Source organism: Arsenicicoccus dermatophilus (genome assembly GCF_046267915.1).
Classification (GTDB): Bacteria; Actinomycetota; Actinomycetes; order Actinomycetales; family Dermatophilaceae; genus Arsenicicoccus; species Arsenicicoccus dermatophilus_A.
On the sequence record NZ_CP176520.1, the window covers coordinates 165292 to 179910 of the forward strand.

The 14619-nt window shown below is 73.7% G+C and carries 17 protein-coding genes; 11 read left to right on the top strand and 6 right to left on the bottom strand.

The features are described 5' to 3' along the window. Positions 1-33 precede the first annotated feature (33 nt). Positions 34-600, bottom strand: coding sequence for a DinB family protein (locus ACK2IS_RS01115; protein WP_409484330.1), 567 nt, complete (start codon positions 598-600; stop codon positions 34-36). A 438-nt stretch (positions 601-1038) separates the two neighbouring features. After that, the gene (locus ACK2IS_RS01120; RefSeq protein WP_409484331.1) at positions 1039-2007 is read right to left on the bottom strand and encodes a DUF2332 family protein; all 969 of its coding nucleotides are present in this window, start codon (positions 2005-2007) and stop codon (positions 1039-1041) included. 227 nt (positions 2008-2234) lie between these two features. Between ACK2IS_RS01120 and ACK2IS_RS01125 the strand changes: the two genes are divergently transcribed. From ACK2IS_RS01125 to ACK2IS_RS01135, 3 genes are all read left to right on the top strand, one after another. Then, positions 2235-2678: a hypothetical protein gene (locus ACK2IS_RS01125; protein WP_409484332.1), complete on the top strand. Its 444-nt coding sequence runs from the start codon at positions 2235-2237 to the stop codon at positions 2676-2678. Between the two features lie 324 nt (positions 2679-3002). Further along, positions 3003-3509: a GNAT family N-acetyltransferase gene (locus tag ACK2IS_RS01130; protein ID WP_409484333.1), complete on the top strand. Its 507-nt coding sequence runs from the start codon at positions 3003-3005 to the stop codon at positions 3507-3509. 247 nt (positions 3510-3756) lie between these two features. Further along, positions 3757-4329, top strand: coding sequence for a CHAP domain-containing protein (locus ACK2IS_RS01135; protein ID WP_409484334.1), 573 nt, complete (start codon positions 3757-3759; stop codon positions 4327-4329). Between the two features lie 95 nt (positions 4330-4424). On the opposite strand, the gene ACK2IS_RS01140 is transcribed toward ACK2IS_RS01135, so the two are convergent. Next, positions 4425-5858 (bottom strand): MFS transporter, encoded by a 1434-nt coding sequence (locus ACK2IS_RS01140; RefSeq protein ID WP_409484335.1) that lies wholly within the window; start codon positions 5856-5858, stop codon positions 4425-4427. Between the two features lie 62 nt (positions 5859-5920). Here ACK2IS_RS01140 and ACK2IS_RS01145 point away from each other — a divergent pair, with 62 nt between their 5' ends. The 4 genes from ACK2IS_RS01145 to ACK2IS_RS01160 all read left to right on the top strand — a co-directional run bounded on the left by ACK2IS_RS01145 (position 5921) and on the right by ACK2IS_RS01160 (position 8618). Beyond that, complete coding sequence (locus tag ACK2IS_RS01145) at positions 5921-6526, top strand: TetR/AcrR family transcriptional regulator (protein WP_409484336.1); 606 nt, start codon at positions 5921-5923, stop codon at positions 6524-6526. Positions 6527-6815: 289 nt separating this feature from the next. After that, positions 6816-7067 (top strand): hypothetical protein, encoded by a 252-nt coding sequence (locus tag ACK2IS_RS01150; protein WP_409484337.1) that lies wholly within the window; start codon positions 6816-6818, stop codon positions 7065-7067. A gap of 827 nt (positions 7068-7894) precedes the next feature. Further along, positions 7895-8242 (top strand): hypothetical protein, encoded by a 348-nt coding sequence (locus ACK2IS_RS01155; RefSeq protein ID WP_409484338.1) that lies wholly within the window; start codon positions 7895-7897, stop codon positions 8240-8242. A 61-nt stretch (positions 8243-8303) separates the two neighbouring features. After that, complete coding sequence (locus ACK2IS_RS01160) at positions 8304-8618, top strand: hypothetical protein (protein WP_409484339.1); 315 nt, start codon at positions 8304-8306, stop codon at positions 8616-8618. 79 nt (positions 8619-8697) lie between these two features. Here ACK2IS_RS01160 and ACK2IS_RS01165 read toward each other — a convergent pair whose 3' ends face one another. Together ACK2IS_RS01165 and ACK2IS_RS01170 are read right to left on the bottom strand one after the other, a co-directional pair. Then, entirely contained in the window at positions 8698-8949 is a 252-nt protein-coding gene (locus ACK2IS_RS01165) for a glutaredoxin domain-containing protein (RefSeq protein ID WP_409484340.1), read from the bottom strand. A 132-nt stretch (positions 8950-9081) separates the two neighbouring features. After that, a complete protein-coding gene (locus tag ACK2IS_RS01170) occupies positions 9082-9678 on the bottom strand; it encodes a dihydrofolate reductase family protein (protein WP_409484341.1) in 597 nt (198 codons plus the stop codon). Between the two features lie 37 nt (positions 9679-9715). Here ACK2IS_RS01170 and ACK2IS_RS01175 point away from each other — a divergent pair, with 37 nt between their 5' ends. Both ACK2IS_RS01175 and ACK2IS_RS01180 read left to right on the top strand, forming a co-directional pair. Beyond that, a complete protein-coding gene (locus ACK2IS_RS01175) occupies positions 9716-10297 on the top strand; it encodes a TetR/AcrR family transcriptional regulator (RefSeq protein WP_409484342.1) in 582 nt (193 codons plus the stop codon). A gap of 368 nt (positions 10298-10665) precedes the next feature. Beyond that, positions 10666-10812, top strand: a complete 147-nt coding sequence (locus tag ACK2IS_RS01180) for a hypothetical protein (RefSeq protein ID WP_409484343.1) — start codon at positions 10666-10668, stop codon at positions 10810-10812. Positions 10813-10887: 75 nt separating this feature from the next. On the opposite strand, the gene ACK2IS_RS01185 is transcribed toward ACK2IS_RS01180, so the two are convergent. Continuing rightward, positions 10888-11766, bottom strand: a complete 879-nt coding sequence (locus ACK2IS_RS01185; protein ID WP_409484344.1) for an alpha/beta hydrolase — start codon at positions 11764-11766, stop codon at positions 10888-10890. 130 nt (positions 11767-11896) lie between these two features. Here ACK2IS_RS01185 and ACK2IS_RS01190 point away from each other — a divergent pair, with 130 nt between their 5' ends. Both ACK2IS_RS01190 and ACK2IS_RS01195 read left to right on the top strand, forming a co-directional pair. Beyond that, complete coding sequence (locus ACK2IS_RS01190; RefSeq protein WP_409484345.1) at positions 11897-13411, top strand: diguanylate cyclase domain-containing protein; 1515 nt, start codon at positions 11897-11899, stop codon at positions 13409-13411. Positions 13412-13723: 312 nt separating this feature from the next. Continuing rightward, a complete protein-coding gene (locus ACK2IS_RS01195) occupies positions 13724-14365 on the top strand; it encodes a TetR/AcrR family transcriptional regulator (RefSeq protein ID WP_409484346.1) in 642 nt (213 codons plus the stop codon). The last annotated feature ends 254 nt before the right edge of the window (positions 14366-14619 follow it).

Sequence of the window (14619 nt, forward strand, 5' to 3'; positions counted from 1 at the left end):
CGGCAACAGGTTTGCGGGGTCGTCGCCTGTCCGTCAGTCGCCGGTGGTGCCGTCCAGGTGCTCCCGCAGCAGGTCCAGGTGACCCGCGTGGCGGGCGTGCTCCTCGATGAGATGGGTGAGGATCCACCGCAACTCGTGCGGCGTCTCGTCCTCGCCCGGCTCCTCGCCCGGGTCGGGGCTGCCCGCGACGCGGCTGAGGGTGGCGCAGGAGTCCGCGGTGGCATAGGCCTGGCGGGCGGCCTCGCACGCCTCGTCGAACCACGCCAGCAGCCGCGGCCCGCTGTCCACGCTGACGTCCCACTCCCAGTCCGGGTCGGTGCCACGCCGGGAGGCCCAGGGCTCGCCGACGGCGTCATACGGCTGACCGAGGAAGACCGCACGGGCCCACTTGATCTCCACCCAGGCCAGGTGCTTGACGATCCCCCCGACGGTCAGCGGGGAGGGGTGGCCGGGCAGCCGGCGACGCAGCTGCTCGTCGGTCAGGCCCTCGGCCTTGCGGCGGACGACGATGCGGTAGTGGTCGAGGAAGGCCGTGAGCATGGTGCGCTCGTCGGCCGCGGCGGGGAGGGTGGGCAGCGCGGTGGACGGCTCGGTGGTCACCGGATCTCCTGGGGTTCGCAGCGCGGACACGCCGATCCTGTCAGCCGCGACGGACCGCGGCCACCGCACGCTGCGGATCTGCGGCACAGCACGTTTCGCCCCGCCCCGCCCGCACCCCGCCATACCTGCGTGCGCTCGTCCGCCCGCGCCCCCGCCATACCTGCGCTCGCAGCTCAAGAAGTGCACGTTTTCGGGGGCAAAACGTGCACCAACGCAGCCGCGAGCGCAGTGGTGCACGGCGCGCTCGACGTGCGGCGGGCGCGGTGGGGCAGCCTCGAGCGCAGGGGTGCACGGGCGGTCTCGGCGGGACGCGATGGTCTGGTTGCAGCGCGTTCGTCTGGCTGACAGGCGTTGGTCTGTGGCCCGGCCGGAGACCGACGCGCCCGGCGCAGACGGATGCCCTGGGCCGAGACGGGAGGCGGGCGCCGCGGCGCGCGGTCAGGGGTGCACGGGTGTGAGGCGGTCGCCGTGACCGTTCCCCAGGGCGTATGCCGTGCCGTCCAGCGCCGCCACGAAGTGGGTGTCCGGCGTGAGCGGCGCGCCGATCGGCGGGACCGTCGGATCCACGCCCCGGGCCACGAAGCTCAGCCGCCGCGCCCGGGCGCGGGTGACCAGCTCGACCGCGGCGGCGCGCTGCTTCTCGGTGAGGTAGGCGAGGACCGCGGTGTGCACCACCACGAGCGTGGCTGCGGGCGGCGCCTCGGCGGCGAGCGCGGGCAGGTCGACGAGCAGGTCACCGCGGCGCACCTGCACCCCCACCCGGGTGGCGAGGGCGGCGGCGCGGGTGAGGCGCTCGCGGCGTTCGTCGTGCTCGGGCCACACCAGGGTCTGCAGCCACGCGAGATCGGCCTGGTCGCCGGGGTCGAGGGGGTTGAGGTCGAGCCCGGCACGCCATACGACCTGGGGCATCCGGGCCGGCGGCCGCAGCCCCGGGCCGAGGGCGATGGGGATGGTCAGGTCGCCGGGCCCGTCGCCGGGATCGAGGCGGCTGCCGTCGGAGAACGCGTACGAGTAGTGGTCCGGCACCAGGCACAGCCCCGCGGACGCGCCCACCTCGAGCAGCGCGATCGGCCTGTGGATCCGCTGCAGCCCCAGCAGGATTGCGGCGCAGCGGGCGGCCTCGTTGGTCTGGGTGGAGCGGGCGAGGACCGTGGCGCGCACGGCCGGCCAGCCGTCGACGAGGGTATGCCGCAGCGAGTCCGCGTCCCCCGGGGTCGCGCCGTGGAGGCGGGCGGCGGCGAGGACCAGGTTGGGCTGCTGCTTGCCGGTGGGCAGCTCGCCGATCAGCCCGAGGAGCTGGTCGTCGTCGGCGACGGCGAGAGCCCAGTCGTGCAGGGTGGCCGAGCTGCCGGCGGCCTCCCGCACGGCAAACGCTCGGTAGCGGTCCGCGATCGGGGCGGTCGTCATACGCCCAGCATGGCGTCCGACCTCGCGCCCCGCCCGCCGGCGTGCACCCGCCACACCCACACCCGTCCCGCCCGACCCGCACCCGGCATACCTGCGCTCGGAGCTCACTTGGTGCACGTTCTGGACGCGAAAACGTGCAGTTCCTGAGCTGCGAGCACAGAGGTGTGCACGGGTGCCGACCCGAACGGCGCGCTGTGGAGAGCAAGAGGCTGGCTTACGCTGCGGACATGCAGGACTCCCGCCCGGTCAGCACTGCGGTCGTGACCGAGCTGCTCTCCGTCATCGCGACTCGGTCCGAGGTCGAGGAGATCGCCGGCTATCTGATCTTTGCCGCCATGGGCCGCGGCCTCCTCGCCGAGCCACCGCGCCTGTCCATCGAGCCCGACTGGGCGGACTCGTGCGGCCTGCTGGAGCTGTGGTCCGCGGAGCACGAGGTGCCTCCGTCAGGTCTGGAGCTGCCCGCCGGGGTCGGGATCTGGAGGATCCGGCTGGCGTTCACGGCAACCGGGACGGACGAGCAGATCGAGGCCATCGGCTTCGCGGGTATGGCGCAAGCAGTCGAGGACTGTCTGCAGCACACCGGGCGGTCGGAGTCCATCTCGACGTACTCGCCCTCGGAAGGCGTCTACTACTTCAGTCTCGTCAACGTTCCCCCGTCGACGGAGGAGTAGCCGCTCACCCCCTCGGAGGTGGCTGGGGACACGGACGACGACGGGGCTCCGCGTCGCCGGCCGGTGATGCGATCCCCCAGGACGCTGCGGCTCGGCCATGGAGCTCGGCGTGCCAGTCGAGCTCCTCGGCACCGTCCAGGCGATCGAGCGCCACGACGACGCGCCCGCGGGCAATTGCGCAGCAGCTGCTGCGCAATTGGGGTCGGGCCAGGCTCGCACCCGGCATACCTGCGCTCGCAGCTCAAGAACTGCACGTTCTGGGCGCGAAGACGTGCAGTTCCTGAGCTGCGAGCGCGTAAAGGGCGCGCGGGCGACGATGGGTCCATGCCATCCGTCGAGCTGCGCTCGCTCACCGTCGACGACGCGACGACGCTCGCGTCGTGGGCGGCTGACGAACACTTCTGCCGGGTCGCGGGCTGGACCCTCGGGCGATCCGTCGCCGAACACCGCGCCACCTTCTGCCGCCGGCTGGAGAGCGCGCCTGACCTGATCCGGCTGGGAGCCACCCACGACGGCGAGCTGGTGGGGTATGTCGACCTGCACGGCGAGGAACCCGGACGCCGCGAGCTGGGATACCTGGTCGGGCCTCGTGCCCGGTGGGGTCAGGGTCTCGGGCTGGCGGTGGCGCGGGCGGGGCTGCGGCACGGGTTCGAGGTGCTGGGGTTGCGGACCATCTGGGCGGAGGCGGTCGACGCCAACGTGCCGTCGGTGCGGATCCTGCAGCGGCTCGGGATGACCGAGACGGGATGGGGCGACGCGGCCACCCACCTCGACCGGCCCACGCGCTATCGGCGGTTCGAGATCACCGTCGAGGAGTACGACCGAGGCTGACCGCACCCGCGGGGCCGACCGCCCGCGGCGTCATACCTGCGCTCGCAGCTCAAGAACTGTACGTTCTGGGCGCGAAAACGTGTAGTTCCTGAGCTGCGAGCGCGGAAAGGACGCGTGGTCGACGGGGGCACGGAGAGGTGGCGGCGGGCGCGTGGCCGACTCGGGCGGGAGCGGGGCGCGGAAAGGTGGTGGCGGGCGGGTGGCCGCGCTCGCGAGGGGTGGTGGCGCGCCGGATAGGGTCGCCCGCATGACTCACGTCGGGCGCCGCGACCTGCTCGCCCTGACCGCCGGTGCGCTCGTCCTGGGCGGGTGCTCGCGCCTGCCCGGCGTCCACCCGGCCGCCCCGACGCCACCGCCGTTCCCGGACCTCTCGCGCGCCACCCTCACACCGCACCAGCGCAAGGTCCTCGACGTCCTCCGCGCCGAGTACGCCGCGCAGCCCCCGCCCTCGCGCTACACACCGGTCCAGGGCGAGCCGTGGTGCGCCGACTTCGTCAGCTGGGTGGAGCGGGCGAGCGGCGCCGCGCTGCGCAACCCCCACGGCGGCGGCTGGCGCATCCCCGGCACCATGACGCTCCTGGAGCATCTGCGGGACACGCGCGCGTGGCACCCTGCGGGGAGCGGCTACGTGCCGGTGGCGGGTGACATCGCGATCTACGACCACGGCGGGTCGTTCAGCCAGCACACCAACTACGTCCTCGGCCTCGCCGGCGGCGTGCTCACGACGATCGGGGGCAACGAGGGGGGCCGCAGCATCCGCCTGTCCAGCCATCCCTTCGACGAGCGGCTCGTGTGCCTCGGGTTCGGCCATCGCGGCTGACGTCGGACCAGGCCGTATGCCGAAGGCCCCGCCCGTGCCCGCCCACGGACAGGGCCGCCCGCGGGCGGGGTCTCCCGGCATACCGGATCCGCGTCTCAGACGGCCATCGCGTCCTCGGCGGTGACCTCGCCGCGCAGGCTCGGCAGGAGCAGCCCGAGCAGGGCGACGGCGGCCATCAGTCCCGCGGCCACGAGAAACCCGCGGTGGAAGCCTTCGACCACCGCCCCCGCCGGATCGTGCGGCGCCCGCGCGAGGACCACCTGACCGCGGGCCACCGCGATCGACGCGAGGGACGCGACGCCCAGCGCGCCGCCCACCTGCTGGAGGGTGCCCATCACCGCGGACACCTCGCCCGCGGCCGTGGCGGCGACCCTGCGGGTGAGCACCACGGCGAGCGGCAGCATGGCCAGGCCCACGCCCACGCCGAGGCACAGCAGCGCCGGAAGCTGTTGCGTCGCATAGCTCCCGCCCGCCTGCAGCCGGGTGCACAGCAGGAACCCACCGGCGCCGAGCAGGCCGCCCGCGACGACCATGACACGGGCTCCCAGCCGGGGCAGCAGCTGCGTGGAGGCGCCCGCGACGAGCACGAGGGTGATGCTCCAGGGGATCCAGTGCAGCCCGGTCTGCCAGGGGGTGAGGCCCTGGACGACCTGCAGGTACTGCGTCAGGAAGAAGAACAGCGCGAACAACGCCGCCGACAGCAGCGCCGTCGCCAGCGCGGCCACCGAGAAGTCCCGCCGCGCAAAGATGCCCAGGTCGAGCAGCGGCTGCGGGGCCCGCCGCTCCAGCACCACGAAGGCGCCGAGCAGCACCACGGCCCCGCTCAGGCCGAGCAGGGTCACCGGGTCGGTCCAGCTGCGGTGGACGGTGCCGAGCACGGCCCAGGTCAGCAGGGCCAGGCCGAGGGTCGCGGTGAGCGCCCCGGGGACGTCGAGGGTTCGCAGCGGGTGCCGGGGCTGGGCGGGCAGGCGGGCGGCGAGCACGCCGAGCACCATGAGGATCCCGACGGGCACGTTGACGAGGAAGACCCACCGCCAGCCGACCCGGTCGGTGACGATCCCGCCGACGAGCACGCCGAGCACCCCGCTCACGCCTTGCAGTCCGCTCCACAGCCCCATGACCTGGCGCCGGGCGGCCGGTTCGGTGAAGGTGTGCAGCACGATCGCCAGGGCTGACGGGGTCAGGGCGGCGGCGCCCAGGCCCTGGGCGGCGCGGGCGGCCACAAGGGCCGAGTCGTTCTGCGCCAGACCGGAGCACAGGCTCGCGAGGGTGAATACCGCGACGCCGGCGAGGAACACGGCGCGGCGTCCGACCAGGTCGGCGAGCCGCCCGCAGAGCAGCATGCAGCCGCCGAACGCCAGCATGTAGGCGTCGACGACCCATGCGAGACCGCCTGGCGTGAAACGCAGCTCGCGGCCGAGGGAGGGGAGGGCGACGTTCACGACGGTGTCGTCGAGGATCACCATGAACTGGGTGAGGGCCATCGTCGCCAGGACGAGGGCGGGTCGGGTGGTGTTCTGGAAGGGCATGTGCCACTCACTTTCTACGAGTGTAGAAGTTCTACGAACGTAGAAAGAGTATCCTCGGCACCGTGAGTGACGACACCCGGGTGCGCATCCTCGACGCGGCGCTCGCGCTGCTGGCCGAGGAGGGCCTGCAGGCGCTGTCCCACCGAGCCGTCGAGAAGCGCGCCGAGGTCTCCCACGGCTCGACGACCTACCACTTCAAGACCCGGGACGCGCTCATCGAGGCGATGCTCGGCCGGCTCGTCGACATCGAGCGCGGCGACCTGGAGCGGGCCGTCGCGGCCTACGCCGAGCACCTCGCCGGGGGCGGCAGCAGCGACAACCCCGACCTGCGCGCGGTGATGGCGAGCCTGGTGACGGGCCTCATGAGTCGACAGGAGCTGACGCTCGCCCGGTTCGAGCTCTTCCTGTATGCCGCGCGACGGCCCCACCTGCAGTCGGTCGTCGCGGACTGGCGGCAGACCTATGTCGACCTGGGCGCCGCGATGCTCGCGACCGAGGGCGCCGCGGCCCCGGCGGCGGGCAGCCGGCTGCTGGCCGCGGTCGTGGACGGCATGCAGCTGCACCAGCTCTCGGCACCGCACCAGGACGTCGAGCAGCTCGCGGCGCAGTGGTACGCCCTGACCCTGGACGCCGCCCTGCGCCTGGTCCCGCCGTCGGCGCAGGGCTGACGAGCAGCCCGCTCCCCGTCAGCCGCGACGGTGCTCCGGGGACGCAGTCGGCGTCCCGGTCGGGCTGGGCCTCGGCGCCTTGGTGGGGGTCGGTGCGGGGGGCCGCGTGGGCGACGGCGTGGGCGTGGCGGGCGGCTTGGGGACCCACGGTGGGACGGGGACGGGCCTGCTCGGTCGGGGAGCCGGGGCCGGGGCAGGGGGCGCCGGGCGGGGAGGGGCCGGGGGTGCCGGGCGCGGTCCCGGGCGCGGGGGCGGCGGAGGAGGAGCCGGGGGCGCCGGGGGGCGGGCGGTGCGCGACGCCGTCGGGGTGGGCGCCGCCGTGGGGCTCGCAGCCTCGGTGGACCGCCGGGAGCGGGTCGGGGTGGGGTGGCTCGACGTGGTCGACGTGGTCGACGGCAGCCCAGTCGGCGTCGTGGTCGTCGTGGTCGTCGTCGCGACCGGCTCGGTCGGGCTCGTCGTGTCGACGGACTCGGGAGCCACCTCGTCATCGGTGGGCATGGGCGTCGGCTCAGAGGCCAGCTCTGCCGGAGCCTTGGCGTAGGTGATGCCCGGTGTCGGCGCGTCCTGACTGAGCACCACCTCGGCCAGGCCGGCCCCGCCGAGGGCCAGCAGCGTGCACGTGGGCACGATGACCTTGACGGTGGTGGGGATCCGAGACCACAGGCTGCGCCGAGACGCGGGGGCTGCGGTCACGTTGGTGGCGCCGACGCCGACGGTCTCGACCGGGGGGATGTGATCCACGGTAGGACAGGACTCCTCGAGGGGCGAGGGATCCTCGACCGGGTCAGGAACGGCGTACGACTGGTCCGGCGGCGGGATGCCGTCGTAGGGCTCGTCCTCGGGCCGGGTCGGCTGGGCTTGCCTCGGGTCAGGATCGGAGATCACGAGCCACCTCCCGCATAGATCGGCAAGGCCCCGGGCGTGAGGCCACGCACACCATAGGGGACGAAAAGCAGATTACTTACCCGGGGGTAGCAGGACCATTCCGCGGCCCGCCGACCGCGACGGCCCGGCGCGGACTCCCGACATACCGCACGGTCGTGGAAGAGGTCCGGGCCCAGGAGCCCGGCGACCGCCGCCGCGCCGGACCTCCGCGCCGCGAACCGTGCCGAGCCGCAGCGGGGTCCACGTCCCCGCTCCTTTCCACGATCGTGTGCGTCTGCAGCCGCAATCCGGCGGTCGACGCACACGCTCCTGGCCGGCAACGGCTGCTGCGCGACGGGGTGACGGCGACGGCGTGACGGTAAGGCGGCCTTCGGCTGACGGCCGCCCTCCACCCGGGACGCGTCGCACCATCGGGGGCGGGTCCTAGGCTGGGTCACGAACATCTCCGCCCCGCGGGCGACGGTCGTCGGCCACGTCGTCACCATGCTCGTCGCCGTCGCCGGGATCGTCGTGGGGCTGCTCCGCCGGTCGACCGTGGGTGGGTGGGGCCTCGCGCTGGTGGGGCTGCTGGTGTTCAACGCGACAGCGGCCGCGCGCTTCCTGGTCTCGCAGACCCGCACCGGGCGCATCCCGGGCCCGGCCGAGGCTCGCTCGGCCCTGGTGACCACCGCCCTCTCCCTGGTGCTCCTCGCCCAGCTGCTGGGTCGCGCCTGGCCCGAGAGCGACTCGTGGTCCCTGGTCCTGGTGCCCGTCGGGATCAGCACCATGGTCTGCGCGTTCTGGCTGGGGTCCAGGGGTCGGTCCGAGGGCACCGACCGGACCCCCAGGTGACCAACGGCGGGTGATGGGAACTTCATCGAGCGTGAGGGAACGGGCTCGAGATCCCGGTCGTGTGCCGCGCCTGGACGTCCGCCCCGAGCTGATCACCATCAGGCTGGCCTGGCCCGACCGGCTTCTCGCGTTGCGCGGTGACGTCCAGGTCCGCCGGGACGCCGTCCACGGCGTCGAGGCGGTGGCCGACGCCATGCAGGTGGCCGAGGACCAGGTGTGGCGCCGGCGTGCCGACCAGCCGCAGCCGCACGGGCTGATCGGGCAGCAGCCCGACCCGGTGGTGGTGCCGGACCGCGCGGACGGTGACGCCCACGTCGTCGGCCGGCTGCGAGATCGTCAGCATGGAGTGGCCAGCATCGAGGGGTCCGCGCGGTGAGGAGGGGCGGTGGCGGGAGGGTCACCCGATCGTCGTGGCGGGTTGACCCCGCGTCAGGGCCACACCCCGGGCGCGGCCCTCAGGCGCGCCGCAGGCGCTCCTGGACGAGGGAGGGATCGGGGTTGGTGACCGGCACGCCGTCCATCACGACGGTGGGGACCACCTCGTTGCCGTCGTTGACGGAACGGACGTAGGCCGAGGCCTGCTCGTCCGTCCACACGTCGACCCAGGTGGCGCGGTCGGCGAGGTCCCCCAGGGTCTGGCGCAGTCGGCTGCAGTATCCGCAACCCGGCCGCCAGTAGACGACCACGTCGCTCGTCGTGTCCGACATCTCTCGTACCTCCCGGTGAGTGTGGTGGAGCACCCGTCCCGCCCACCCGCTCGCGCATCCAGGATCGTGTGCGTCTGCGGCCGGAATCCGGCGGGTGACGCACACGATCCTCCCAGGGACGGGGCTGGGCGGTCACCGGGCGGGGCGGTAGGTCATCAGCACGACGCCTCCCGGCAGCGGTTCGCACGCCTCAAGGGTCAGCGGCAGCCGGACGGGCAGCAGCGGGGTGCCCGCCCCGAGCAGCACCGGGTTGACCTTGACCTGGACCTCGTCGATCAGGTCGACGAGCTGGGCGGCGAGATCGCTGCCGCCGCACAGCCAGATGTCCTGACCCTCCTGCGACTTCAGCTCGGCCACCCGCTCGCCCAGGTCGCCCGACCAGGTCTGCACCGTCGGGTCCGGGGGCAGCTCGCGATGAGTCACCACGATCTGCCGCAGGTGCGGATAGGCGCTGGTCAGCCCCGCCGCCAGGGCCGGCTCGTGGGTGCGCGCGCCCATGATCACCGTGTCGAACCGCGCCGATCCCGCCCGCACCCCGAGCGCCTCGCGGGCGTGCGCGGGGCAGGTCTCGGGATAACGGTCGAACAGCGCCGTCAGCGTGGCCGGCTCGACCGGGAAGTCGCTCACGTCCCCGCCCGGGCCGGCGATGAACCCGTCCAGGCCGGCCGCCACGTAGTAGACGAGCTGTCGCATCCGGATCTCCTCGATGTCGTCGGAGCCCGCAGTCAACCACAACACCTGTGGTGGTTCGACTAGGTTAGGCGTCATGGCCGCCAACCCCGCCCGCCGCGCCGCCCTCGCCGACGCCGCCGTCCGCCTCCTCGGTGCCGAGGGCGGGCGGGCCCTCACCCACCGGGCCGTCGACACCGCGGCCGGGGTCCCGACAGGCACGTGCGCCAACTACTTCCCGACCCGCGCCGAGCTGATGGTGGGGCTGGCCGAGCGGATCTTCACGCTGCTCGCCCCGGACGCGTCCCGGCTCGCGGAGCTGGCCGCGGTCGAGGAGGGTGACGCGGCCCCGGCATACCTGGCGCATGTCGTGGAAAGGCTCCTCGCCCACCCGCACCTGGCGACGGCCCTGGTCGAGCTGCGGCTGGAGGCCGCCCGCACGCCGGCGGTCGCGGCGCGGCTCGCACCCTTCCTGCAGGCCGGACTGGACGACGACGTCGCGTTCCACACCGCCCGCGGGCTCCCCGGCGGCCGCGAGACCGTCGTGCTGCTGCACCACGTCGCGCAGGGCATCGTCCTGGACGCCCTCACCGTCCCGCTCGACCCGGCTTGTGACCCCCGCGAGGTCGCCCAGGAGGCGGCCCGTCGCCTGGTGCGCGCCGACGGCCATCGCCGATGAACGCCCTCGCCGCGTTTCCAGGCCGGCCTGCTCACCGCGGCCCCTGAGGTCCTCGGGCGGCTGGGACGTCTGCGGGCCCACGACCCCGAGCCGCGCAACTCGTTCGCCCTCGGAGTGGCTCCGGTGTCGCGAGACGCCGTCCCACCATGAGGTTTCCCGTGAAACCTCATCGCCCCCTGTCCAGGATCGTGTGCGTCTGCCGCCGCAATCCGGCGGCCAACGCACACGATCCTGGGGACGCCGAGCCTGAGAACGACCTGAGGGACAGGTCACGCTCCGGCCACACGTCGTCTCCGGACCGGACGCCCGGGTAGGAATGGCGCCAGCCCGCCTCGATCCCCCGGGGCGGACGTCGAAAGGAGCTCCACATGGTCGGCCTCGGCCTCATCCTCCTGGTCCTCGGCCTGCTCGTCGCCTCCCTGAAGGTCCTGGTCAACATCGGTCTGATCCTCATCGTCGTGGGTCTGATCCTCAACCTGGTCCCCATCGGCGGTTCGCGTCGACGGGTCTGGTGACCTCGGCGCACCGACCTCCGTCCGCCCGGGACCCTGCTTAGGTCCCGGGCGGACGCGTATGCCGGAGCCTGCGGCTCACCGCCCCCGCAGGAAGCCGGCGACCATCGCGACATAGCCCGGGCGGTCGGCGAAGTAGGCCTCGCAGTGGCCCACCCCCTCCACCAGGTGCAGCCGCGTCCCCGGCCCGGCAGCCGCCGCCAGCCGGTGGGAGTGCTCGACCGGGATCACCTCGTCGTCGGTCCCGTGGACGATCAGCAGCGGCCGCGGCGCGATGTCCGACACCACCTCCACCGGCTCCACCTCGTCGAACGCATAGCCGTAGCGCAGCCGGGTCACCCGGTCGACGAGCTCGACCAGCGGCACCGGCGGCAGTCGCAGCGACCGGGCAGCGGCGCTGATCACCCCGTGCAGGTCGGCGAACGGCGAGTCCGCCACCACCCGCCGCACCCGCGGGTCGCGGGCCGCCACCAGGATCGACACGGCCGCCCCCATCGAGAAGCCCACGACGTCGATCTCGGCGTCCGGGCGCCGTGCTGCGACCAGGTCGACGGCCGCCTCCAGGTCGCGCTGCTCGTAGTGCGCCAACGACTGCGGCCCGTCCGCGGACTGGCCGTTGCCCCGGAAGTCGAACAACAGCACCGACCAGCCCGCCCGCCACAGGCCGGGCCCGATGCCGAGCATGTCGGCCTTGCTGCCCCGGTGGCCGTGGCAGACGACCGCCACCCGGTCCGAGCCCGGTCGGTCCAGCCACCACCCGGCCAGGCGGGTCCCGTCGGTGGCGTGGAAGGTGACGTCCTCGGCGGCCACGCCCACCTCGAAGGGCGAGAAACCGAGGTCCGTCGTCGGCCTGAGCGGACCGCTGATCCGTCGGGCGGCGGCGAGCGCTCCGAGGCCCGCGCCGACCGTTGCCGCCGTCACCACGCCCGCGAGGGCCGTCATACCCCGTCTGACCATGGCAGGCATGCTACGGAGCAGAGCGGCGCAAGGGTGAGCGCCTGACCGAATCCCGCCTAGTCTGAGCAGCGTGCCTGCCATCGTGACCCCCGACTCCGCCGTCTCCGACCAGCCTCGATTCACCTGGCCTATGGAGCCGCCGACCGTCGAGGACCGCGCCTGGTCGATCCGCTACTCCGACCCTGTCGAGCTGCCGCGCCTGGTGGCCACGATGGCGCCCGGGCCGCGGCGCTCGGTGCTCGAGGCCTTCATCGCGTGGCGCGAGCAGCGTCTGGACGAGGCCCTGACGATCACCGGCGACCTGATCGAGCGCAGCACGCTGGACACCGTGTGGGCGCCGAGGATCTACGGCATCCAGGCGGCCGTCCTCGGCGAGCTCGGTCTGACCGAGGCGTCGTTGACCACCCAGCTCGACGAGCTGGTCGAGGCCCGGCGCAGCGGTGACCCCGTGGCGCTCGCGTCGATCACGCACGACCTGGGTGTGACCTACCAGTTCAGCGATCCTCAGCGGGCGCAGGAGCAGTTCCTCGAGGCGATCCGGCTGGCCCGGGGCTTCCGCCGGGCGCCCGCGCACGTCGCCCGCGAGTCCTGCGCCATCGAGGCCCTGGCCATCGTCAACCTGCACGACCTCGCCCAGACCTACGACAGCATCGAGCTGCCGGTCATGTGCCCCACGCTGGACGACGCCCAGGCGCTGGCCGAGCGCGCCTGGCCCGACCTCGCCCACGCGATCCGGGCCCTGAGGGCGCGCCCGCTCGTCGAGCAGGGTCGGCTCGCGCAGGCCCGGGCCCTCGTCCCCGCGGACCTGGATCCCGCCTCGATGCGCGACGTGGTCAACGCCGTCCTCGTCGTGGAGGTGCAGGCGCTCATCCTGGAGCAGGAGGGACGCGACGAGGAGGCCCTGGGGCTCCTGGAGCGCGCCCTGGAGGTCGTGCCCCCGTTGCATCGCAGCGATCTGCTGCGCACGCTGGTGACGATCCACGAGCGGCGCGGGCGGTATGCCGAGGCGCTGCGAGCCTCCAAGGAGGCCACCACCTGCCTGCTGGCCCTGCACGCCGAGGAGTCCCGGACCGCCGTCCGTGCCCTGGAGGTCTGGCACCGCACCCGCCGGGCCGAGGAGGACGCACGCATCGCGCAGGAGATGGCAGACCTGTTCCGCGAGCGCAGCCGTCAGGACGTGCTCACCGGCCTGGCGACCCGGCAGCACCTGCTCGACCTGCTCGCCCAGCTCGGCGACGGGGCCGGGCACCAGGTGGCGCTGCTCGACGTCGACTCCTTCCGGGAGATCAACGAGACCGCGGGCCGTGGCGTCGGCGACGCCGTCCTGCGCGACCTCGCCGCCCAGCTGCGCGAGATCTGCCGCGCCGGTGACACGGTGGCCCGCTTCGGCGACGACGAGTTCGTGGTCGTCCGCCCCGCGGGTTCGCCCGGCCTGCTCGTCGAGGACCTCCAGCCGCTCCTGCGTCGGCCCGCTACCGGTCAGGTTCCCGCGCTGACCATGAGCGTCGGGGTCGTGCGGACCGGGGAGCAGGGCTTCTTCGTGGCCCTGGACCAGGCCGACCGTCTGACCTACGCGGCGCGTCGCGACGGCGGCGCGTGCCTGCGCCACGCCGACCCTCAGGCGCCCCGCGTCTGGCCCGCCTGAGGCCGGGCCTCGGCGCCGACCCCGCCCTGGTGGGTCCGGTCCTGGTGGGTCCGGTCCTGGTGGGCGCCGTCCCGGCGAGCCCGGTCCCAGGTCGCCCCGAGTCGTGGGCCGCAGGTGGAGGGGCGGGCCGTCGCCAGTCGTCGTCGCTCACGAGGGCGAGCGCACCGGAGGCGTGCTCCCGGGTGGGGGACGGGGGCGAAGTATGACGGCATACGGACCCCCTCGGACACCCCTGATCCGTCGGGCCCGGGGTGGGCCGACGGGGGAGTAGGTTGTGGTGGCCACCGCCGGGGGCAGATGAGAGGAGAGCCTGTGAGCGGGTCCGCGACGACCACCGCACGCGAGCAGACGCGCCAGGACGGCGCCCGTGCGGACAAGGCGCAGCGGCGGCGCGACGAGCTCGCGGACGCGGCGCTGGAGACCCTCGCCCGCCTCGGCTACGCCCGCACCTCGCTGCGCGAGATCGCCCACCAGAGCGACCTGTCACACGGTGTCGTCCACTACTACTTCGCCGACAAGCACGAGCTCATCGCCTACTGCGTGGGGCGGTACAAGCGCACCTGCGTGCGCCGGCACGACGAGCTCGCCGCGTCCGCCGCGACCTGCGCCGAGCTGCGTGACGGGATGGCTGCCGAGTGCCGCCGGACCATGGTCGAGGAGGGTGAGATGCACCGGCTGTGGTACGACCTGCGCACCCAGTCGATGTACGAACCCGCGCTGCGGGACGTGGTGCGTGGCGTGGAGACCGAGCTGGTGGAGATGATGGGTCACATGACGCAGCGGTATGCCGACCTCGCCGGGGTCCCCGCGCCGTCGCCGCTCATGGTCTACACCGGTTTCGACGGGTTGTTCGAGCACTGCCTGGTGGCGCACTACCTCGGCGACGAGACGGCGGCCGACACCTTGGAGCGGGGCCTGCGCACCCTGTTCGACCAGATCGCCCCTGCCTCCTGATCCGGCGCCCACCCCGGGCGCGCTCTCCCACGCCGTCGTCCCCCGCCGGACCACGCCCCTCGTGCTCAGGCCCCATCCGTCGTATGCCGGCAGGGGCGGCCGGCGGTGATCGTACGGCGTGTCGCGCCCCTTCGCGGCCGGGCGGCGGCGGCGCGCGCCGGTGGGACGCCCGAGCCGGCGGCCCCGACGCCACGTCCGCTCCCGGAGGCGACCTCGCCGTTGTCCAGCGCGCTCGGGGCGCTCGAGACGGCCGT